At 64.0% G+C, this 20,257-nt stretch carries 20 protein-coding genes; 11 read left to right on the top strand and 9 right to left on the bottom strand.

Annotation, left to right across the window (positions count from 1 at the left end; translation table 11 throughout):
* The first annotated feature begins 167 nt into the window (after positions 1 to 167).
* A complete protein-coding gene (locus BEP01S_RS06055; protein WP_083532584.1) occupies positions 168 to 1,571 on the top strand; it encodes an MFS transporter in 1,404 nt (467 codons plus the stop codon).
* A complete protein-coding gene (locus BEP01S_RS06050) occupies positions 1,568 to 2,215 on the top strand; it encodes a GntR family transcriptional regulator (protein WP_039208624.1) in 648 nt (215 codons plus the stop codon). Before BEP01S_RS06055 ends, BEP01S_RS06050 begins: the two co-directional genes overlap by 4 nt.
* 28 nt (positions 2,216 to 2,243) lie before the next feature.
* On the opposite strand, the gene BEP01S_RS06045 is transcribed toward BEP01S_RS06050, so the two are convergent.
* Positions 2,244 to 3,206, bottom strand: coding sequence for a helix-turn-helix transcriptional regulator (locus BEP01S_RS06045; RefSeq protein WP_062241441.1), 963 nt, complete (start codon positions 3,204 to 3,206; stop codon positions 2,244 to 2,246).
* A gap of 155 nt (positions 3,207 to 3,361) precedes the next feature.
* On the opposite strand from BEP01S_RS06045, the gene BEP01S_RS06040 reads away from it, so the two are divergent.
* The 4 genes from BEP01S_RS06040 (at position 3,362) to BEP01S_RS06025 (ending at position 7,306) form a co-directional block, all read left to right on the top strand.
* On the top strand, positions 3,362 to 3,727 hold the full coding sequence (locus BEP01S_RS06040) for a VOC family protein (RefSeq protein WP_039208621.1): 366 nt from the start codon (positions 3,362 to 3,364) through the stop codon (positions 3,725 to 3,727).
* 115 nt (positions 3,728 to 3,842) lie between these two features.
* Positions 3,843 to 4,235, top strand: coding sequence for an RDD family protein (locus tag BEP01S_RS06035; RefSeq protein ID WP_062241439.1), 393 nt, complete (start codon positions 3,843 to 3,845; stop codon positions 4,233 to 4,235).
* A 316-nt stretch (positions 4,236 to 4,551) separates the two neighbouring features.
* Positions 4,552 to 5,562: an aldo/keto reductase family protein gene (locus BEP01S_RS06030; RefSeq protein ID WP_062241436.1), complete on the top strand. Its 1,011-nt coding sequence runs from the start codon at positions 4,552 to 4,554 to the stop codon at positions 5,560 to 5,562.
* 292 nt (positions 5,563 to 5,854) lie between these two features.
* On the top strand, positions 5,855 to 7,306 hold the full coding sequence (locus BEP01S_RS06025; protein ID WP_062241434.1) for an MDR family MFS transporter: 1,452 nt from the start codon (positions 5,855 to 5,857) through the stop codon (positions 7,304 to 7,306).
* A 33-nt stretch (positions 7,307 to 7,339) separates the two neighbouring features.
* Here the strand turns inward: BEP01S_RS06025 and BEP01S_RS06020 are convergent, their stop codons facing one another.
* Positions 7,340 to 7,891 carry a TetR/AcrR family transcriptional regulator gene (locus tag BEP01S_RS06020; protein WP_062241432.1) on the bottom strand — a complete coding sequence of 184 codons (552 nt, stop codon included), beginning with the start codon at positions 7,889 to 7,891 and terminating at the stop codon, positions 7,340 to 7,342.
* Between the two features lie 101 nt (positions 7,892 to 7,992).
* Complete coding sequence (locus tag BEP01S_RS06015; protein WP_062241429.1) at positions 7,993 to 8,508, bottom strand: SRPBCC domain-containing protein; 516 nt, start codon at positions 8,506 to 8,508, stop codon at positions 7,993 to 7,995.
* A 16-nt stretch (positions 8,509 to 8,524) separates the two neighbouring features.
* Here BEP01S_RS06015 and BEP01S_RS06010 point away from each other — a divergent pair, with 16 nt between their 5' ends.
* Positions 8,525 to 8,866 carry an ArsR/SmtB family transcription factor gene (locus BEP01S_RS06010; protein ID WP_062241428.1) on the top strand — a complete coding sequence of 114 codons (342 nt, stop codon included), beginning with the start codon at positions 8,525 to 8,527 and terminating at the stop codon, positions 8,864 to 8,866.
* A 5-nt stretch (positions 8,867 to 8,871) separates the two neighbouring features.
* Here the strand turns inward: BEP01S_RS06010 and BEP01S_RS06005 are convergent, their stop codons facing one another.
* Positions 8,872 to 10,104: an MFS transporter gene (locus BEP01S_RS06005; RefSeq protein ID WP_083532583.1), complete on the bottom strand. Its 1,233-nt coding sequence runs from the start codon at positions 10,102 to 10,104 to the stop codon at positions 8,872 to 8,874.
* A gap of 110 nt (positions 10,105 to 10,214) precedes the next feature.
* Between BEP01S_RS06005 and BEP01S_RS06000 the strand changes: the two genes are divergently transcribed.
* Positions 10,215 to 10,766 (top strand): hypothetical protein, encoded by a 552-nt coding sequence (locus tag BEP01S_RS06000; RefSeq protein ID WP_062241487.1) that lies wholly within the window; start codon positions 10,215 to 10,217, stop codon positions 10,764 to 10,766.
* 67 nt (positions 10,767 to 10,833) lie between these two features.
* On the opposite strand, the gene BEP01S_RS05995 is transcribed toward BEP01S_RS06000, so the two are convergent.
* A complete protein-coding gene (locus tag BEP01S_RS05995; RefSeq protein ID WP_062241424.1) occupies positions 10,834 to 12,015 on the bottom strand; it encodes a hypothetical protein in 1,182 nt (393 codons plus the stop codon).
* 165 nt (positions 12,016 to 12,180) lie between these two features.
* Here BEP01S_RS05995 and BEP01S_RS05990 point away from each other — a divergent pair, with 165 nt between their 5' ends.
* Complete coding sequence (locus BEP01S_RS05990; RefSeq protein WP_062241423.1) at positions 12,181 to 13,341, top strand: helix-turn-helix transcriptional regulator; 1,161 nt, start codon at positions 12,181 to 12,183, stop codon at positions 13,339 to 13,341.
* A 283-nt stretch (positions 13,342 to 13,624) separates the two neighbouring features.
* Complete coding sequence (locus BEP01S_RS05985; RefSeq protein WP_157070528.1) at positions 13,625 to 14,128, top strand: hypothetical protein; 504 nt, start codon at positions 13,625 to 13,627, stop codon at positions 14,126 to 14,128.
* 77 nt (positions 14,129 to 14,205) lie between these two features.
* On the opposite strand, the gene BEP01S_RS05980 is transcribed toward BEP01S_RS05985, so the two are convergent.
* Both BEP01S_RS05980 and BEP01S_RS05975 read right to left on the bottom strand, forming a co-directional pair.
* Positions 14,206 to 14,649 (bottom strand): NUDIX hydrolase, encoded by a 444-nt coding sequence (locus tag BEP01S_RS05980; RefSeq protein ID WP_039208603.1) that lies wholly within the window; start codon positions 14,647 to 14,649, stop codon positions 14,206 to 14,208.
* Positions 14,646 to 15,266: a DNA-3-methyladenine glycosylase I gene (locus BEP01S_RS05975; protein ID WP_039208601.1), complete on the bottom strand. Its 621-nt coding sequence runs from the start codon at positions 15,264 to 15,266 to the stop codon at positions 14,646 to 14,648. Before BEP01S_RS05975 ends, BEP01S_RS05980 begins: the two co-directional genes overlap by 4 nt.
* A 115-nt stretch (positions 15,267 to 15,381) precedes the next feature.
* Between BEP01S_RS05975 and BEP01S_RS05970 the strand changes: the two genes are divergently transcribed.
* Complete coding sequence (locus tag BEP01S_RS05970; RefSeq protein WP_082819441.1) at positions 15,382 to 16,266, top strand: aspartate dehydrogenase domain-containing protein; 885 nt, start codon at positions 15,382 to 15,384, stop codon at positions 16,264 to 16,266.
* 144 nt (positions 16,267 to 16,410) lie between these two features.
* Here BEP01S_RS05970 and betT read toward each other — a convergent pair whose 3' ends face one another.
* On the bottom strand, positions 16,411 to 18,492 hold the full coding sequence (betT, locus tag BEP01S_RS05965; protein ID WP_062241419.1) for a choline BCCT transporter BetT: 2,082 nt from the start codon (positions 18,490 to 18,492) through the stop codon (positions 16,411 to 16,413).
* Positions 18,493 to 18,819: 327 nt separating this feature from the next.
* Positions 18,820 to 20,199, bottom strand: coding sequence for a short-chain fatty acid transporter (locus tag BEP01S_RS05960; RefSeq protein WP_062241416.1), 1,380 nt, complete (start codon positions 20,197 to 20,199; stop codon positions 18,820 to 18,822).
* Positions 20,200 to 20,257 lie beyond the last annotated feature (58 nt).

Genomic DNA, 20,257 nt, shown 5'->3' with positions numbered 1-20,257 from the left:
CACTCCTCAATCGTTCGTTAAGTTTTCAGGCTACTATGTGTGGACGAACCGCGCAGTGTCCACCCCGGCAGAGAGCCCCCGTCCGCCGGCCGAACGCACTCTTGTATCCAAGATGGATGCAAGTTACTGTGAGTGAGTCTTGACCACCACGAGGACGTGAGACCACCATGACGAGCCACATCCGCGAACAGGCCAAACTCATCACCGCCCAGCTCCTCTCCGGAGCCGGCATCGCCTCCGGATATGCCGTCGGCGGACTGCTCGCAGAAGAGATCACCGGGCAGACTTCGATGGCCGGATTCGCCCAGATGAGCGTCATTCTCGGCGCCGGTCTCATCGCCTATCCCCTCGCCGTCCTCGCCGGTCGCTCCGGCCGTCGCAAGGCGCTGACCTTGGGGTTCGGAATCGGCACACTCGGCGCCGTGGTCGTCCTCGTCGGCGTCGCCCTCCAGTTTCTGCCGCTGTTCATGCTCGGCATGATGATGTGCGGATCCTCGACGGCCTCCGGTCTGCAGGCTCGCTACGCCGCCGTCGACCTCGCCGACCCGGCCGCCGCCGGTCGTGCCATGTCGCTGGTGGTGTGGGCAACGACCGTCGGCTCCGTCCTCGGCCCGAGCTTCACCGCCCCCGGCGCCCACCTCGGCCAAGCTCTGGGCATGAACGGTCTGGCCGGTCCTTATCTCATCTCGATGGTCGCCTTCGCACTGGCCACGCTGTCGGCCTCGACCCTGACGAAGTCCGCGGCCGCCGGCACCGATCATCCGGGCGAACCCGACCTCGATGATCCCAGCCACGACGGAGAGGCCACGACCGGGGCCAACGCCAGCGCCGCCTCGGCGAGGGAACCCGCCGCGCCCAACGGATCTGACACCGAGGCGGCCGCCCCTCCCCCGATGAAACTCGGCGAAGCACTGCGCTTCGCTCTGGCCCGCCCGGTGCCGCTGTTCGCGATGATCACGATCATCGCCGGGCAGATGATGATGACCAACGTCATGGTCATGACCCCGGTGCACATGGATCATCAGGAGTTCAGCCTCGGCGCCATCGGCATCGTCGTGAGCATCCACATCGCCGGGATGTACGCCCTGTCCCCCGTGTTCGGCTGGATGGCCGACCGGTGGGGCTCGGGCGTCGTCATCGCAGGTGGGGCCGGTATCTTCGTCCTCACGATCGTCCTCGGCGTCATCGACGCTGTGGCCCCGGAGTCGTCGATGGTGCTGCTGTCGATCGCGCTGGTCCTGCTCGGAATCGGATGGTCGACGTTCCTCATCGGCGGATCGTCCCTGCTGACCGCCTCGGTGCCGGCACATGCGAAGGTGCCCCTGCAGGGCGCATCGGATTCGGCCATGAACCTCGGCGGGGCCCTCATGGCAGCGATGGCCGGGTCCGTGCTCGGCGCCGGCGGGTTCCTCTGGATCAATCTCATGGCCACGTTCGTCCTGCTCATCGCCGTCGGATTCTCGATTCGGGCGATCCCGCTCATGAGCTGGCCGGGACGTCGCGCCTCCACCCTCACCGAGGATGCCGACCAGTCCGCTTCCGCCGCGGGACAGGACGGGGCGGGGAAATGAGCACGAAGACTGAGTCGATGAGCGCGGCCGAACGCGCCTATGCCTACGTTCGCGGGCAGATCCTCGATGGCGAGCATCCGCCGGGAACGATGCTCGGCGAGGCCGCGCTGGCCACCGAGATCGGGGTCAGCCGCACCCCGGTGCGTGTGGCCCTGGCCCGTCTGCAGGACGAGGGGTGGATCCATATCTACCCCAAGCGCGGGGCGATCGTCCAAGGCATCGACGAACGCACCGTCGCCGAGCTCGCCGATGCCCGCTTCGTACTTGAGACGACCGCGGTCGAACGCGCCTCCGAACCCATGCGGCAGCGCTTAGCGGAGAAACTCGACGGTCTCATCACACAGCATCGCGCCGCCTTCGCCGAGGGGGATGTCGCCCGGTTCATCGAACTCACCCTGGAGTTCCACCGTGGTTTCGTCGAGGCCGGGGACAACAGGGTCATGCTCGAGATGTATGCGCTGCTCTCCGACCGGCACCGGTTCACTCTGTTCATGAACAGCCGGCATCTCCTCGAGCGTTCGGACGAACTCATCGCCGAGCACGAGGCGCTGGTGAAGCATCTGCGCTCCGGCGATTCAGCAGCATTCGCGGCGACGCTGCAGAGTCATATCGCGGAGAACGCCGGCCCCGCTTCACCTCGCTGAACAGAACCGCACGGTCGGCCTAGCCCGTTCAATGTCGTGCCGCCATGTCAGCGGCCAGCTTCCTGACCAGCTCCCGCGCCTCAGCTGGGTCGATGACTTCGATGTGATCCGTGAACTGCATGAGTTGCCTGACCCCATCGAGCTGATCGTAGGCGACAGTGATTCGCACCTTCGCGCCATCAGTCGGCACCTGCTCGACGGACCGCAGTCGACTGCCGAGGATCCTGCGCGCTATGTCCTCTCCTTCGGCGTCAAGAAGCGCCGTCACAACGACGTCGTCTCGACTTTCCAGACGGTCGACCAGATATCGCGCAACGTCTTGCAGCGTCGTCTCCGGCTTGGTCCTCCGGTCGGCATCAAGAGCAGTCCACTTCCGCATTCGGGTCATGGCGAACATTCGCGGATTCCCATCGACATCGGCAATGAGGTACCACCGCCCGCCACGCAGATAGAGACCATACGGGTCGACCTCATAGATTCGCATTTCGGCCTTCCCGCTTGAGCGGTATTCGATCTGCAGTCGCCGGGCCGACCGGAGGCTCTCGACAAGGTCAGCGAAGTCGAATGCCGCTTCGTCGGCGAACCATCCCGAGCTATCGATCTCGACAACCTCGCGAAGGGGAATGCGTTGCTTGTTTGTCAGTTCGAACGGCTTCGTCCGCCGCGAGTCCAAGCGTTGGAAAGCACGCAGCATTCCCTCTTCAAGGCCGAGCTGGCGCGCACTCCTGGCATCCAACCCGACCAGAGCCAGCGCCTCCGCTTCGGTCGCGGATAGCCGGTTCACGTCGATCTGCGTTCCCACCTGCAGAGAGATCCCGCCGTAGCGGCCGGGCGCCGCAACGACCGGCACATCCGCCTCGACCAGCGCATCGATGTCACGCAGGATCGTTCGCACCGAAACACCGAACTGTTCGGACAGTCGAGCGGCCGTCGTCTGCCCAGCGGACTGGAGCGCCACGATGATCGACAGCAATCGCTGCGGACGTTTCACTGCGCCCCTCCCCTCTGCCGAAAAAACTTTCCAAGATCATTTCCAAACATGACATGGACTGTCATCTATTGCTGTCAGTGTAGAACCACGGCGCCCGAACTGAAGGGCACCGAACGTCGAAATCATCGAAATCCAGCAATGAGAAGGAGCCCATCATGGCCACACCAAACCTGTTCCTTATCTACGTCACCGACACCACCGCCTCGACGGCTTTCTACAGCGACCTCTTCGAGATGGAACCCGAAATGGTCACACCTCGCTACGTCTCATTCGAGGTCGCACCGGGAGTTCTGTTCTCCCTCTGGAGCGGCGCGAGCAAGTCGGTGACGGCAACACCAGTGCGCACGTCGGAAGTTGGGCTCATGGTGCCCGGATCCGCAGAAGCAGTTGACGCCATCTTCACCGATTGGACGGCCAAGGGTGTCGACGTGGTCTCCGAACCCCACGACGAAGTCTTCGGCCGCACTTTCGTTGTCGCCGACCCGGACGGGAATCTCATCCGCGTCTCACCCTTGGACTGAGTCCCGCCTCGGCGGTGGGGTTCCGCACTCCCCCGCCCGGGCATAGGCTGGCGTCATCGAGCGCAGACTCACCGAAGAGCGGGCGGATGAAACCAGCACAAGAACGAGCGCACCGATGAAGCTGCCTGTGCGGCGGATCATTGCGTGGTGCATCGATTGGGTGTGCATTCTCGGCTGGGTGGCGGTGACCGCTGCCGTCGGAATCCCGCTGTACGCAAATGGCCTCATCCACCTCAACGACACTGCCCAGGAAAACATCGTCGGGGCCGCCGTGATCGTCGTGCCCATCGTCGTCGCAGCGGCAGTCTGCGAGTCACGATCGAAGCCGTCAACACCGGGCAAACGAATGATGCACTTGCAGGTTCGGACCGGATCCGCGCGCCCGAACTTCCTCCGGGCCCTTGCTCGCAATAGTCTCAAGCTCGGGGTGCCCTGGCTGATCGGGCACACGGCCGTATATGCGATCTCCTCCGCCACAGCCGACGGCACGACCCCAGCAGCGGTCTGAATTCTCATCGCTGCGGCCTATGCGATCCCTTTGGTCTACGTTGTCGCTCTTTTCGTCGCCGACGGCCGCACACCGTATGACCGGATCTGCTCGACCGCGGTCACGGCGACTCCGCCAGCATCCGAGACCAGAGTCCTCTGAGGGCGTCCTGTCGGCCTCGGCACGGTTTGAGTCAGGAAGCACTGTTTTGAAACAGTGCTTCCTGACTCAAACCGTGCCGTGGCCAGACTCGCCCGCCGCTCGCGTCCGCCATACCCGCCAGACCCGCCTCGGCGGTGGGGTTCCACACTCCACCGCCCAGGCATAGGCTGAGGTCATGGAGCACAGATATCTGGGAAACAGCGGACTCAAGATCTCCGAGATCACCTACGGCAACTGGCTCACGCACGGTTCGCAGGTGGAGAATGACACCGCCACGAAGTGCGTGCACGCCGCCCTCGATGCGGGCATCTCCACCTTCGACACCGCCGACGTCTATGCGAACACCGTGGCCGAACAGGTCCTCGGCGACGCGCTCAAGGGCCAAAGGCGCGAATCGCTCGAAATCTTCACGAAGGTCTACTTCCCCACCGGGCCCAAGGGACACAACGACACCGGCCTGTCGCGCAAGCACATGATGGAGTCGATCGACGGCTCGCTGCGCCGACTCGGCACCGACTACGTCGACCTCTACCAAGCCCACCGCTACGACTACGAAACCCCGCTGGAAGAGACGATGCAGGCCTTCGCCGACATCGTCCGCTCCGGCAAAGCTCTTTACATCGGCGTGAGCGAATGGAACGCCGACCAGCTGCGCGCCGCCCACCACCTGGCCAAGGAACTCGGCATCCAGCTCGTGTCGAACCAACCGCAGTACAACATGCTCTGGCGCGTCATCGAGGAACGGGTCGTCCCGACGTCGAAGGAACTCGGCATCTCGCAGATCGTCTGGTCCCCGATCGCCCAGGGCGCGCTGACCGGCAAGTACAAACCCGGCCATCCGGTCCCCGCCGGATCCCGGGCAACCGACGAGGACGGCGGCGGTGCGGAGTCGATCAGGAGCCGCTATCTTCACGACGACAAACTGACAGCAGTGGCAAAGCTCGAACCGATCGCAGCCGAGCTCGGGATCACGATGGCACAGCTGGCGATCGCCTGGGTGCTGGCCAACGACAACGTCGCCACCGCCCTCGTCGGCGCCTCCCGCCCAGAGCAGATCGCCTCGAACGCCGAGGCCGCCGGGGTCGCCCTCGACGCGGACGTCCTCACTCGCATCGACGACATCCTCGGCGACCTGCCGGAGACCGACCCCAACAAGACCCAGTCGCCGGCCACACGGCTGACCTAATCCCCTCACCGAGGCGGCCGACCGTCTTGATTCCGACCGCGGTCCTCCGGTGGGGCCACGGTCGGAATCATCCGCGGCGGCGGGTGTCCGTCACCCAACCGGGAGATGAACTCGACGAATCTCACACCGCCCCGGAGCCGCCTCGGCGAGGGTGGTGGGTTAAACTGCATGAAGCGGTTATATAACCAAGGAATTTATTTCCGGGCGCGAAGAGGGGCCGAATCAGGACACCGCCTCGGGCGCGCTGACGCTGGTAGACGAGTAGAAACACAGACAACGAACAGGTGAGGGGATGCCATTGGCGAACGGAGACGACATTCAGAAGGACCCGTCAGAAGGCACTCCGGTCAACCGGAACCTGGTGCTTGCGGTTCTCGTCTCCGGCGCGTTCGTCATCATTCTCAATCAGACGCTGCTCAACACCGCCCTGCCGGCGTTCATGCACTACTTCGAAATCACCTCCGGTGCCGCACAGTGGGTGACGACGAGCTTCATGCTCGTCAACGGCATCATGATTCCGGTGACCGCATTCCTCATCGAGAAGTTCACGACGAGGGGCTTGTTCTTCACCGCGATGGGCCTATTCATCATCGGCACCCTCGTCTGCGCGATCGCCCCGGTCTATCCGGTGATGCTCATCGGACGCGTCATCCAAGCCTCGGCCGGCGGCATCATCATGCCGCTCATGCAGACGATTCTCTTCGCGATCTTCCCTGTCGAGAAACGCGGATCGGCCATGGGCACCTTCGGCCTCGTCATCGCCTTCGCCCCGGCCATCGGCCCCAGCCTCTCCGGCTGGATCGTCGACCACCTTCCGTGGCAGACGCTGTTCTACATGATGCTGCCGATCGCGATCATCGATCTCATCGTCGCCTATTTCCTGCTGAAGAACGTCACCGAACGCACCTTCCCCCGACTCGACGTCCTCTCGATCATCCTCTCCACCCTCGGCTTCGGCGGACTGCTGTTCGGCTTCGGCACCGCCGGTGACGCCGGCTGGCTCAGCGCCGAGGTGCTCATCCCGCTGGTCATCGGCGCGATCACGCTGACGTTCTTCATCACCCGTCAGTTCAAGCTCGAACAGCCGATCCTCGAGTTCCGCATCCTCCGCTACCGCATGTTCACGCTCAATACCCTGTTGGGCATGTGCGTGTTCATCGTCATGGTCGGCGGCATGATGGTCCTGCCGCTGTACATGCAGAACATGAATGACTTCTCGGCCATGGAGTCGGGTCTGGTCCTGCTTCCCGGTGCCGCGGTGATGGGACTGATGTCGCCGGTGACCGGTCGCGTGTTCGACGCCGTGGGCGCGAAATGGCTCGCCATCGCCGGCTTCGTCCTGCTCACCGGAACCACGTTCCTCTTCGCGCGGCTCGAACCGGACACCGGCTTCGTCTACCTCGCCGTGGTCAACACGATCCGCATGTTCGGTGTCGCCATGATCATGATGCCGGTGACCACGGCCGCGCTCAACCAGCTGCCCGCGCACCTCATTCCGCACGGCACCGCACTGAACAATACGATGCGTCAGATCGCCGCATCGGTCGGAACGGCAGCGCTCGTGACGATCATGGTCTCGGCCGCACGGAATCCGGAGACCTACGGCATGGCGGGCCTCGTCCACGGCGCGAACGTCGCCTTCTTCGTCGCCGCCTGCGTCGGCATCCTCGGCATCATCGGTGCGTTCTTCATCAAGAACTCCCACGGACTCGAACCAGGGCAGAAAAAGACCGCCGGAAAGTGATCCCGGGGTCGCCGGATCTGCCGGACTGACCTGTCAGCGGTTCGGGCCTGCCCCGTTGGCGAGGTGGCCCGCCACGATGCGTGCCTGCTTGAGTGCGTCTTCGGGCTCCACTGCTCCGCTGAGCACCAGAGTGGCGTATCCGTGGACGAGCGACCACGCTGCCACTCCGAAATCGGAGTCGGGTCCCTGCCGGGTCTTTGCCACTCCGACCGAGAGCGCGGCCCACGCTCGCTGCCTGGCTGCAGTCAGTTCGACGTCGTCATCGTGGAGCAGCCTGGGCTGGAACATCACCGTGAAGTGAGACGGGCAAGCGAGTGCGAATTCGACATAGGCGACCCCGCGAGCAGTGAGTCCGCCGCCGTCGTCGACTCCGGCCATCGCCCCGGCCAGACGGTCGTATCCTTCGGTCGCAAGGGCCGTGAGCAGACCGGACTTGTCACCGAAATGATAGGTCGGGGCGGCGTTCGAGACTCCGGCCCGTTTCGCCAGCGCGCGCATGCTCAGTTTGGCTACGCCGTCCTCAGCAATCGCCGAGGCAGTCTCCGCCAACAGGGTCCGACGCAGATCCCCATGATGATAAGTCACACTTCGATCGTACCGGAGCAAACTTTTCATCGACAAGATACTTATCGATTCATCTTTTCACTGTAGAGCTCGACCGCGTCCAACACGGTGAGACTTCGAGCCTACTTGTAGTAGCCCTCGCGGAGGTTGATTCCGTGCTCGATCCAGACCTTCAGCGCCGAGAGCATTCCGGTCCAGCCCATGCAGTTGCCGAAGGCGCCATGGGCTCCGCCCTCGGTAAGCTTCCAGGACTTCTCCGTGATCGTCACGAGAGTCCGCGCCCCGTCATCGACGGGAGTGAACTCGAAGGTCGTCGTCGTGTCCGTATCCACAGAGTCGTCGGACCCCTCCCAGCGGATGACGATCTTCTCATCCTGAATGTTCTCGACGACCTCGACGGGGAATCTGCCCGGGAAGTCGGCGAAATCCCACGTGACTTCGGCTCCGGCTTCCAGACGGCCGCGGGCGCCGCCGGTCGTGAAGTAGTGCGTGAGCTGTTCGGGATCGGCAACCGCCTCGTAGGTTTCGTGCGGAGTCTTCGAGATATACCCGGTGACGGTGAAGGACAGCTCCTCCAGCGGGCAGGACCGATCAGTCTGCTCGGCGGGTGTGTTCTGGGCGCTCTGCTCATCGGTCATGTGATATTTTTACCACATGTCGCAGTTGGAGGGAACAGGTTCGGACGAATCCGATGACGCAGTGTTCAAAGCACTGGCCAACTCCACCCGCCGACGTGTCCTCGATCTGCTGAAGGCTCGTCCGCGCACGACGGGCGAGGTCTGCGAAGCGTTTCCCGATCTCGATCGCACGACGGTGCTGCAGCATATTCGGGTGCTCGAAGGCGCCGATCTGGTCACGGGGCGCAAGGACGGACGCACACGCCTGCTTGCTCTGGCACCGCTGCCGATCAAACGGATCCATGACCGTTGGATCGGCGAGTACACACGCGCGGCCGTCGGACTGCTGGCGCAGCTCGATGACGATTCGCCGCGATGAGCGGCTCAGCTGTGTCTACTGCCCTGCATCTGCAGCGTCCGCGCGATCCATGACAGTGCGCCCGCGAACAGCAGGAGCAGGGCACACACCAGGAAGGTCGATTGGGCTCCGAGGTAGGTGAAGCCGAGTCCGCCGACCACGCCGGCGATGGCCAGCCCGATGTCGAAGTTCATATTCCAGGCGACGCTGGCCCGGCTCGGCGAGCTGACCGAGGCGAAGGCCATGACGAGGCTCGCCGACTGCATGGCACCCAGCCCGAGCCCGATGATGAGCATGGCGACGAACAGCGCCGCACCGTAGGAGACGACAGCACAGACCAGGCCGATCGCTGTGAGGACGAGGCCCAGGATGTTGAGTGCGAACGGCGGGAAATTGTCCGAAATGGCTCCGACGACGAAGCGGCCGATGACCGCCGATACCTGCATACCCGCGATGAACAGCGCCGCCACCGCGACGTCCTCGCCCGGCCCGAAGCCGACGATGATCCCGAAGACGATCATGCCGACGAGGAACGGAGAGAGCATGAGGACGAGTCCGAGGGCCTCCCCCGCCCGGCGTCCCACCTTCCGCAGGCGCCGCTTCTCGTTGCGACCGGACCGCACCCCGACGGCCTCGCTGCCGCGCGCCGCATCTCCCGCATCGCCCTCCCCTCGCCGAGGCGACCGACCAGGTACGTATTTGAGCACCGTGGGGATGGCCAACAGCAGACAGGCACAGACGATGATGCGGAAGATCCAGATCGGAATCGTCTCGACCAACCACAGTCCCAGCGGCGCCCCGACGGCTGCCGCCAGGGACGTGATCCCACCGAAGAAGCCCAGTGCCTTGCCGATCCGCCCGGGTGAGGTCGTTCCCGGGACCGCCGCATTGGCGAGGACGACGAAGAGTCCGAACCCGACGCCTCCGCAGAGTCCGGCGAGGACGAGCGCCAACAGCGGCGGGCCGACGAAGAGACCGAGGAGCTGCCCGAGGAACTGCAGCACGAGCGCCATCAGCAGCGAGGCCTTGAAACCGAAGACCCGACCGGCCCACGGGGCGAAGGGCTGGGCGACGATGACACCGATCATCATCGTCGTCAGCACGGACCCTCCGGTGACGGTCGACAACCCGTCCGCTGCCGCGATCGTCACCATCGTCGAATAGCTGAAGAAGAAGGCGGAGAACCCGAACATCGCCGTCCACACCAGGCCCAACAGGGCTGGGGTGTACGTCGCCTGAGACGGGTGTTCGGGGCTCATAGTCCGAGGTTACGACATCGGCACTGCATCTGCCGTGTCCGAACCGTTCGCCTTCCTTCCGAGCAATAACTGTTCACCTGCGCGTCAGAATGGTCGTCTACCATCGGCCCATGACCTCATCGGAACTGAACCGCGAAGCCCCCAGCGGCACCGTCGACACCGCATTCGTCCTCAAGTTCGAACCGCTCTATGTGCTCACGGACCTCGAATCGGAGATCTTCAGCGAAGTCGGTCCGAAGACGAAGGTCCGCGAATCGTTCAAACGCAAACACTTCCTCAAGGTCGCCGAGTGGAAGGCCATCGGAGTCCTGTCGGGTCTCGAGGAGCTCTCGTCCGATGACATCGACTTCGTCACCGGCGTCGCTCTCGACGAGGACACACCCAATCGCTTCCGTCTGCCACTGTTGCAGATGCTGCCCGGAGTGGGAATCCCGATGGCGAGCACTCTGCTCACCGTGGTGAATCCGAAGAAGTTCTCCATCATGGATTCCCGGGCGCTGACGGTGCTGCACGACTTCAATCTCGTGTCCACGGACAACCCGTCGCACATGGATTACCAGACCTACCGCAAACTCATGAAGTCCCTGGCCAAGGGCGCCAATTGTGCGCCGATCGATCTGTATCGGGCGCTCATCGCCTATTCGCGACAGGATCGCGACTGAGCCGTCGGCCCCTGGGCTCGGCTCGCTGCCGACGACCCGTGGCCGACATCCCTGGGCCGAACCCCGCTCAGGCGGCCAGCTCCTGAAGACGGTTCTGCCAGAAAATGATCTCCTCGGTCAGGCGGGCCGGGTCGAGACCGTCTGCGTACCGGATGAGCTCGTCCTCCTGCGTCGGTGACATGACGCCCGCTGCGCGCAGCCGTTCGAACGGTGTGCTCGGTTCGTCGTAGATGCGACGCTGCTCGCCATCCTCGCCTTCTGCCCAGCCGGCTGGTTTGCGCGTAGGGGTGAAGTAGTTGAGCCGGTCGTCGACGGCACGCCAGAGTCCGTTGAGTGCAGACCGAGCCTCGTCGGTGTCGTAGCGGCGGATATTGCCGTACTCGTGGACGAGATGCTGATGCCGCGATGCTTCCGGAAGCCGATCGCGGCGGAGGTCTTTGAGCACCGGACTGAAATGGATGTCCAGGCTGCGTGCCCACCGGTCGGTCGCCTCGTGGACGGTGTCATCGGCGTTGCTCAGCTCGATGGCGTTGACCCAGAAGGGAATCCCCTGCACCTCGTCGAGTGACCACTGCAGAACCTCCACCATGGTGCCCGGGGAGTTGTCGGCAAGGCTGCGTGTGAAGACCCAGCCGGTGTGCAGGCAGGAGGCGCTGATCGTGAACACGCAGTTCGAGGCGCGGGTCGGTCCCGCATGCGCGATGGTGTCGACGAGGAAGAATCCGGGCTCAAACTCGTTCGGTCCCGACGCGAAGTCGAGGAAGTCTTCGCTGGGACTGGTGAACCGTTTCGTCGACACTCGGCGGTCTCGGAAGTCCTCGGCTCGCGCCGAGCGCAGATACCGGTCGATCGATGCCGGACTGACGGCGAGCAGTTCGCTGCGAACCTCGAGACTGTACCCGTCCCGGTCGGGGACGAGGGCGCCGTGGCGTTCGGCGGCGTCGAGCAGCAGCGGCATCACTGCGGCCAGGTATTTGCCGCTCTGATACCCCGACCACTCCCAGATCTGAACGAGGAGTGCCCGTGATTCGGGCGAATATTTGCAGCACCTTGATCGTGCCTGTTCGGTGGCCTCATCATCGAAGTCGTCCTCTCCGTCGTGCAGGGCAGCCAATCGGCGCCGCGCATGGTCACGCGACCATCCGGTGAGGATCATGACCTCGTCGAGGATCCACCCTTTGTCCTTCTTCCGTGCCGAGGAATACAACTCGAGATAGTCGTCGACATCGAATTCAGTTTCTGTTGTCACTGGGGAAGGAATACTCTGAATATTCTGCTGGTCGTGCATCAATTTTGTCAGTTCCTCCGAATTCGGGGAAGCCACTTCATTGTTTTCGCTCTGCCCCGGAACGATTTGCATAATGCTATTCTGAGTTCAGGCAGGAGGTCTTCCTAAACGACAGAAGACGCAGAGATGTCACAGACTGCAGCACGGCTGCTCGGGTTATTGTCACTGCTGATGGTCCCCCGAACCTGGTCGGGAAACGAATTGGCAGATCGTCTGGAAGTGAGTCCGCGGACCGTCCGGAACGATATCGGCACGCTGCGCGATATCGGCTACTCGATCGACGGCACACGCGGAACCGAGGGCGGCTACCGCCTCTCCTCCAATGGTGTGGGCATCCCGCCGCTCATCTTCGACGCCGATGAAGCGGTGGCGGTCGCCGTCGGCCTCCATTCTGGGCTGAGCTGCATCATCGGCGGAATGGAAGAGACTTCGGCCCTGGCGCTGGCGAAGCTCGAGACCATTCTGCCCGCCGCAGTCCGGGCCAGGGTGCAGAGCCTCGCACACTTCACCGTTCCGGTCGTCGGCAATCAGCCGATGCCGATCATCGACCCGAACCTCATCGTCACCCTCATCGACCACTGCCGCCGACACGAACTCCTGCGCTTCACCTACCTCGGCGAGCCGTCCGTCCACCCACCCGGCGACGCTGCCGGCGACGCAGCCAGCTCAGGCGCCACCAACACAGAAACCAACGATGCCGGGGCCACTGACTCCACCGCCGGAGATTCACCACCACCGGCAGCCGCGCACAGTCCCCCGACTCACGAGGCCCATCTGGAAGTCGAGGCCTATCGGCTCGTCAACCGTCAGCACCGCTGGCACCTGCTGGCCTTCGATCCCAAATCCGAGGCTTGGCAGGTCTTCAGCGCCGAACGCATCGTGCCGAAGATCCCGAGCGGCCGCAGCTTCACTCCGCGCCCGCTGCCGGCCGACGATATCGGAGACTTCGTCGAACGACATGCGACGGAACCCAGGTGGCGGCATTCGGCCCAGGTCGTCGTCGACGCCCCTGCACCCACGGTGATGAAGAGGCTCGCATCCGCCGAAGGCACGGTCGAAGCGCTCGAGGACGATCGCTGCCTCGTCACTGTCGGCGGGCAGAGCCTGGCCACCATGGCCCTGACACTGGCACGGCTGGACACCGACTTCACCGTCGTCGACAGCCCCGAACTCCGCGACACCCTCGATCGAATCTCGCGCCTGCTCGGTCGCGCGGCAGAGGATCATGCCGTACCTGACCTCGCGACTGCCCGATCGAAGAATGCGCCTCGGCGAGCAGCCAAATAGGGATAAAGTCACAACCCGGCATAAAAGCCTTTGTGCGAATATGTGAAATTTCGCGGGCATGACACCTGAGTCATGACCATTCCTTGTCTCGTGAGAACACCGAGCGGTAACTTTCCTGAATACGTTTCAGGTTTCGACCCGCCTTGATGACGCCTAATCCATTCGCGCCATTGTCGACCACAATCCCCTAACTCCCTGATTGGAGAAATGCGATGCTTCTGCCGTGCTTCGGCACAGCAACGAGTCCTCGTGCCACCCGCCTCGACACCAAGGGCGGGCCACGGTGACGGCGACAGACGACGACCGGTCGATGACGACCGGGCAGCTCCGCCGCGCCGACGACCTCGCCCGGCGCATCCGACGCACGAACATCGTCTATGCCCGCCTCTATGGACCGTTGGTGGTGATGGTCATCGCCGCTTCGTTCTTCCCCTACTACTCCCCCGAACCGGACAGTTCGGTCACGTACGGGAACCTGTGGCAGGAAGTCCTCATCATCGGACGGGGAGTCGATGTCTTCGCGCTCTTCGCTCTGCTGTTCACCACCGGTCTGCTGTGCCTGGCTGCGGTGGGACGAACGACGATCGCCGTCCTGATTGCGATCCTCACCGGCGCAATCGTCATCGGCTGCACCCTCCTGCAGGCACCCGGCTATGTCAGCCCACCGGCACTGACGGTCTTCGGCATCATCGACATCTCACTGAGCTTCCTCATCGCAGCGATCACCCTGGTGCACTCCCTGCAGCTGTTCACCCTCGACCTCGCGTTCCAACGCCGCGCCGTGTGAGAACAGCCGCCGCGCCGTGTGAATCGAATGCCGCACCACGTGAACCCAGTGCCACACCGTGTGCGCGGCGCCGCCGGTCAGCCTGACGATCTCCCAGCTGCTTGCAACGCCGGGATCACCTCATTGCGGGTCAGCGGTGCGAACTGGCGGGTCTCGGTGTCCGCGGGCAGAGGATCGATGGGAAACCACCCGGCTTCGGCGATCTCGGCCAGATGCGCGATGTTCTCCACATCGAGCCCCTCCGGCTGGCCGTCGTAGCAGAACACGTCGCCGATGACTCGGTGATCGGCCTCGTTCGCCGCCGCCGCGGCGAACGTACCCAGGGCGTGCAGCCGGTGTCGGTCCAGATCGAGTCCGAGTTCCTCGGCGATCTCGCGCACGATGGTGTCCTCAGCGGTCTCCCCCTCTTCGGGTTTGCCGCCGGGCAACATGAATGACGTCGTCCCGGCCTTGCGCACCATGAGCAGCCCCGGACGCTGCGGGTGGAGGAGGACGAGCGCGGAGACTCGGATGTCGTTCATTTCGACCACACTCCGGAGGCACCTCGCCGGTGGGAGTCGAGCAGGTGCGTATCGACCATGCCGATGGCCTCCATCAGGGCATACATCGTGGTCGGTCCGACGAAGCGGAATCCCTTCTTCTTCAGAGCCTTCGACAGGGCCACGGACTCCGGTCCGGTCGTCGGGATCTCGGCGACGGTGCGCGGCCGCGGCGTCTGCGCAGGCTGGAACGACCACAGAAACGCATCGAGCCCGCCATCTTCACGCAGCTCGATCACGCGAGCAGCGTTGTTGATGCAAGCTTCGATCTTGCCCCGATGGCGAATGATCCCGGGGTCGGTCAGCAGCTGCTCGATCTCGACGTCGCCGAAGCGGGCAACGGCCTCGGGATCGAATCCGGCGAAGACCTCACGGAATCGCTCCCGCTTCTTCAGAATCGTCAGCCAGGAGAGTCCGGCCTGGAATCCTTCGAGGCTCATCCGCTCGAACAGCCCCGCCTCGTCATGGATGGGCAGGCCCCATTCGCTGTCGTAGTAGTCCAGCAGCATCGGGTCGCCGTACGCCCAAGGAGTGCGGGCCAGTCCGTCGTCGCCGATGACGGCTCCGCCGGAATGGTTTGGCTGTGTTTCGTCGTCCATTCTGCAACCGTATCGCGTCGCACTGACATTGCCCGCACGCCCCATACTCCGGTCCCCCAGGTCATGGTCACGCCGGTCTGAGCCCCATGTCAGTGATCTCCGATAAGGTGCGGCCATGACCTCAGTGCTCCTCCTCGGATTCGGTGCCATCGGCCGTCACGTCGCCCAGCTGCTCTCTCCCGAGCTCGCCGCCGGGACGCTCAGCCTGACCGCTCTGGTCTCTGATCGAGCCAAGCATGACGGCCGCCCGAATCACGGCGCCGAGGTGGTCGACCTCCCTGGTCTTGCCCGGCTCGCCGGTCGTGCCGACATCGACACTTCACCCTCACCGAGGATGTTCGACGGCTTCGACGTCATCGTCGAATGCGCCGGTGTCCCTGCCGCCGCCCAGCTCGGTCCGTCGGCTATTGCGTCCGGTCGCCCTCTCGTCCTCACCAGTGTCGGTGCCCTGGCAGCGCCCGAGGCCCGTGCGGGTCTGCTCGCTGGCCCCGGCCGGTTGCATGTGACCAACGGGGCGATCGGTGGACTCGATGTGCTCGAGGCGGCGGCGCAGGCCGATGGCCTCGACACCGTCGAAATCACCACTTCGAAGGAGGCGAGCGGACTCATCCGACCGTGGATGTCCGAGACCGAGGCCGCACGTCTGCGTGACCTCCGCCCCGAGGACGGACCCTTGACGGTGTTCACGGGCAACCCCGCCGAGGCGATCGAGAAGTTCCCGGCCAACGTCAATATCGCCGTCGCTCTCGCTTGGGCCACCCGCGGACTGTCCGCCGGCACGTCCGATGCCGACATGCTCGGCGCATCGTTGGAGCGGGTGCAGGTCGTAATCCAAGCGGTGGCCGGTCAGAACCAGTCCGCCCATCGGATCCGAGCAGCCGGATCGGCAGGAGGGTTCACCTTCGACATCCGCTCGACCCCGAGCCCGGAGAACCCCGCCACCAGCGGACTCACGGCCCTGTCCGTCACCCGCACCCTGCGCAGCGTGATTGCGGGGTGATCGCCTGACCTTTCCCGGGCTCGCCACGCACCGTCCGGCCGCCTCGATGCGGGAGAAACGTGCCGCCTCGGTGCGAGAAACGACAACGCCCGGGACCGCCGACCATCAGGCCAGGATCCCGGGCGTCGCTCTCACCCAGCGGATTCAGTCATCGCCGTGGATGACGTTCTCCTGCAGCTGGAGGAATTCGACGTGGCGTTCGTACTGGTCGAGCACGTCATCGATGATCTGCTCCTTCGAGAACCCCATGATGTCGTAGCCCTGACCGGTGCCGCCGTCGAGGTATACCTCCATCCGGTAGTAGTCCTCGCCGGTTCCGCGCGGGACCATTCCGCCGAACGACGGCACGCTGACCTTGTGCGGCCACACCTGATAGCGGAACGGGTACTGCCCGCCTCCGTCGACTTCGAACTGGAAGAGTTCACCGTCGTCGACGAATACGCCTTCGGAATCGACGCGACCGCAACGCGATGAGATTCCGCGGCCTTCCATCTCTTCGGCCACCTCGTTGAGGGTGGGGATGAGCACCTTCTGCTCGAACTCCTGGGCACGCGCCTGATTCGGGAAGGACAGCACCCGGCCGAGCTGACGCTGCCAGGTCTCGTGACCGGGGCCGCGGGAACGACGCGCCAACGAGCCGGGCAGGGTCGTGTCGACGCTGTCGACGCGGTTCGCCTCGACCCGCAGTGCCTTGTACAGACCGATCATCACGAGGATGACGACGAAGGCGAAGGGCAGGCCCATGATCACCGTCGCGCTCTGCAAGGCGCCGATGCCCCCGACGAGCAGCATCGCCACCGTCAGGGCACCGGTCGACAGCGCCCAGAAGATGCGCAGTCCAGCGCGTCCATCCTCGGCGGGGTTCCGCAGATTCGACGACAGGTTCGCCATCACCAAGGCCGCGGAGTCCGCGGTGGTGACGTAGAACAGCAGAGCCGTGATCGTGGCCAAAGCGGCGATGACGGCGAACGCCGGATAGCGGGAGAGCAGGTCGTAGAAGCCGCCTTCGGGACTGAGCATGACGGCTTCGCCGAACTTCTTGTCACCGCTGCGGATGATGTCCAGCGCCGAGTTTCCGTAGATCGAAATCCACATGAAGATGTAGATGAACGGAATCGTCAGGGTGCCCAGCACGAACTGGCGGATGGTGCGTCCGCGGGAGATGCGGGCGAGGAAGAGTCCGACGAACGAAGCGAAGGCGATCCACCAGGCCCAGAAGAACAGGGTCCAGTCGGTCATCCACGTTCCGGTGTCTTCGAAGGCGAAGGTCTGGCCGACCATGTTCGGGAACAGACGGACGAAATCGGTGATATTGAGGACGAAGGCGTTGAGCAGGAACTTCGTATTTCCCGCCACGAGCACCCAGAGGCTCAGCGCGATGGCGAGGACGACGTTGAGGATGGACAGGAACTTGATTCCCTTGTCCACACCCGAGATCGCCGAGAGCGTGGCGACACCGACTCCGACGACGACGATGCCGACCTGGGTGGCGGTGCCGATCGGGATGCCGAAGACGGTGTTGAGACCGACGTTGACCATGACGACACCGATGCCCAACGAGGTGGCCACGCCGAAGATCGTGCCCAGCAGGGCGGCGAAGTCGACCGTCTCGCCCAGAGCACCGTGGACGCGTTTGCCGAAGATCGGGGCCAGCGCCGAACGGATCGCCAGCGGCATGTTCATCCGGTAGGCGAAGTAGGCCAGAGCCATACCCATGAGGGCGTAGAGTCCCCAACCGCTCAGGCCGTAGTGGAAGAGCGCCCAGACCGTCGATTCGCGGGCGGCATCGACCGTTTCGGGTTCGGTGCTCGGTGGGGTGAGGTACATCGTGACCGGTTCGGCCACGGCGAAGAACATGAGGTCGGTGCTGATGCCGGCGGCGAAGAGCATCGACGCCCAGGCGACGAGGCCGAATTCGGGCTTCGAGTGTTCGGGGCCGAGCTTCGTGTTTCCGTAGCGGGAGGCCGCCAGGTAGATGACGAAGACGAGGACGGCGAGGACGAGGAGGACGTAGAACCAGCCGAACCAATCGGAGGTCCAGCCGACGACGGCACCGAGGACCGTCTCGGCATTGGTCGGTGAAATGAGAGCCCACACGGTGATGGCGAGCGCCACCAGGGCCGCCGCCAGGAACACCTTCTTATTCACGGGAGGAAGCGAGGGCTTCACCTTGGCCTTCGCCTCTCCCTTCGGGTCACCCGGCGGGGTGTCAACTGATGCTGACATGGTTGTACTCCTTATCCGGACGCGTTGGCGTCGTGGCATCGGACTCGGTCGAGCAGAGTGCTCAACCGAGCATAATCAACGGCTGTTGCTTCAAGATCTTCCGTCATCGTCGCATCCCCGGTTCCACGGGGACGGCCAACAACGGAGGTTACCACATAGACACTTAAGGTCACTTATCCTGTTATGCCAAGCGAATCTGCAGATCAGCGACTCACCCTCGCCGAGGTGGGGCTTCACCGACCATGGCAGCGTCGGTTCCGCTCCGCCCACCTCGGCGGGACATTCATCGAGGCTCGGAGTAAATCGAGCTTCAGAGTGAATCGAGTCTCAAAGTGAGACGAAGAGCAGCGCGGCAGCCATCACCACCCCGGAGCCGAGGAACGTGATGACGGTGTAGCCGAGGATGTCGCGCATCTTCAGCCCGGCGATCGCCAGCACCGGCAGCGCCCAGAAGGGCTGGAGCATGTTCGTCCACTGGTCGCCGTAAGACACGGCCATGATCGCAATCGACGGGTCGACGCCGAGCTGGTTGGCAGCATCGAGCATAATCGGGCCCTGCACGGCGAACTGTCCGCCGCCGGAGGGGACGAAGAAGTTGACGAGTCCTGCCGAGATGAGCGCGAGAACCCCGAACGAGGCCGGGTTCGCGATCGAGACGATGGCGTCGGAGAACACTGCGATGAGTCCGGTCGAGGACATGATGCCCAGGATTCCGGCGTAGAGCGGGAACTGCAGAAGGATCTCGCCGACGTTCGAGGCCGCCTCCTTCGTCAGGTGGATGAGCTCGAAGGGGTTGCGCACGAGCAGCAGGATGAGCGCGAGGAACGACCAGTTGACGATGTCGAGGGTCAGTCCCCCGCCCTGGGCGAAGTGGATGATGAGGTAGGCGACGAGAGCGAGGCCGACGATGAGAGTGAGAATGCGCGAGGCGTCGATGCGGTCGGCCGGGGTGACGACCTCTTCGTCGACCTGCGACTGTTTCTCCGAGCTCACCGAGGCGGGGAGTTCGTAGACGGGGGCGCCGGCCTTCGGAGCGACGAGGAAGAAGAGGAGCCCACAGACGATGATGACGCCGGCGATGGCCAGCAGGTTCCAACCGGCGAAGATCGTCTCCGACACCGGCACCGTCTGTCCGCCGAGGGATTCGGAGAGGAAGGAGTCCGGAGTGGCCGCGGTCAGCGGGCCCGATCCCGAATAGCCCATATGCCAGACGACGAACCCGGAGTAGCCGGCGGCGACGAGCAGCGGGAAGTGGACCTTGATTCCGCGGTCACGTGACTGGACGGCGACCTCACGGGCGAGCAGCGCACCGACGACGAGGCCGAGCCCCCACGTGATGAGGCTGGCGAGGGCGGCGACGAGGAAGACGAAGACGTAGGCGAAGGTGGCGTTGCCAGGAACGCGGGCGAGCCAGGCGAGCAGCTTCCGCACGGGTCCGGTGTTGGCGAGGATGTGTCCGAGCAGGAGGATCAGACACATCTGCGTCATGAACTCGAGCAGACCGGCCAGTCCCTCACCCCAGCCGGTGACGACGTCAGTCGGGCCGGCATCGGTGAAGATGAATGCGAGGACCGCGACGATGAGGGTGAGGACGATGGCGAAGGTCAGGGCCGAGGGGATCCACTGTTCGAGGAATCGGTTGACCGGCCGCATGATCCCTTTTGAGGCTGCGGCGTTGACCTGGGTTGACGGCTTCGGTGCCGACATGGGAAGACCTCCCGCTGAGAAGTATGAGAACTAGCTGTGTGTGGTCTCAGCATACAAT

This window comes from Brevibacterium epidermidis NBRC 14811 (genome assembly GCF_001570805.1).
Taxonomy (GTDB): Bacteria; Actinomycetota; Actinomycetes; order Actinomycetales; family Brevibacteriaceae; genus Brevibacterium; species Brevibacterium epidermidis.
This window is presented reverse-complemented; position numbering and strand designations above follow the sequence as displayed.

What these genes read in the sequence shown, in the direction of transcription:
- BEP01S_RS06025 (WP_062241434.1), top strand. Translation starts at nt 5,855, where the DNA reads ATGCCATTGGCGAACGGAGACGACATTCAGAAGGACCCGTCAGAAGGC.
- BEP01S_RS05990 (WP_062241423.1), top strand. Translation starts at nt 12,181, where the DNA reads ATGTCACAGACTGCAGCACGGCTGCTCGGGTTATTGTCACTGCTGATG.
- BEP01S_RS06005 (WP_083532583.1), bottom strand. Translation starts at nt 10,104, where the DNA reads ATGAGCCCCGAACACCCGTCTCAGGCGACGTACACCCCAGCCCTGTTG.
- BEP01S_RS06055 (WP_083532584.1), top strand. Translation starts at nt 168, where the DNA reads ATGACGAGCCACATCCGCGAACAGGCCAAACTCATCACCGCCCAGCTC.
- BEP01S_RS05980 (WP_039208603.1), bottom strand. Translation starts at nt 14,649, where the DNA reads ATGAACGACATCCGAGTCTCCGCGCTCGTCCTCCTCCACCCGCAGCGT.
- BEP01S_RS06050 (WP_039208624.1), top strand. Translation starts at nt 1,568, where the DNA reads ATGAGCACGAAGACTGAGTCGATGAGCGCGGCCGAACGCGCCTATGCC.
- BEP01S_RS06035 (WP_062241439.1), top strand. Translation starts at nt 3,843, where the DNA reads ATGAAGCTGCCTGTGCGGCGGATCATTGCGTGGTGCATCGATTGGGTG.
- BEP01S_RS05960 (WP_062241416.1), bottom strand. Translation starts at nt 20,199, where the DNA reads ATGTCGGCACCGAAGCCGTCAACCCAGGTCAACGCCGCAGCCTCAAAA.
- BEP01S_RS05970 (WP_082819441.1), top strand. Translation starts at nt 15,382, where the DNA reads ATGACCTCAGTGCTCCTCCTCGGATTCGGTGCCATCGGCCGTCACGTC.
- BEP01S_RS06015 (WP_062241429.1), bottom strand. Translation starts at nt 8,508, where the DNA reads ATGACCGATGAGCAGAGCGCCCAGAACACACCCGCCGAGCAGACTGAT.
- BEP01S_RS06030 (WP_062241436.1), top strand. Translation starts at nt 4,552, where the DNA reads ATGGAGCACAGATATCTGGGAAACAGCGGACTCAAGATCTCCGAGATC.
- BEP01S_RS06000 (WP_062241487.1), top strand. Translation starts at nt 10,215, where the DNA reads ATGACCTCATCGGAACTGAACCGCGAAGCCCCCAGCGGCACCGTCGAC.
- BEP01S_RS06040 (WP_039208621.1), top strand. Translation starts at nt 3,362, where the DNA reads ATGGCCACACCAAACCTGTTCCTTATCTACGTCACCGACACCACCGCC.
- BEP01S_RS05975 (WP_039208601.1), bottom strand. Translation starts at nt 15,266, where the DNA reads ATGGACGACGAAACACAGCCAAACCATTCCGGCGGAGCCGTCATCGGC.
- BEP01S_RS06010 (WP_062241428.1), top strand. Translation starts at nt 8,525, where the DNA reads ATGTCGCAGTTGGAGGGAACAGGTTCGGACGAATCCGATGACGCAGTG.
- betT (WP_062241419.1), bottom strand. Translation starts at nt 18,492, where the DNA reads ATGTCAGCATCAGTTGACACCCCGCCGGGTGACCCGAAGGGAGAGGCG.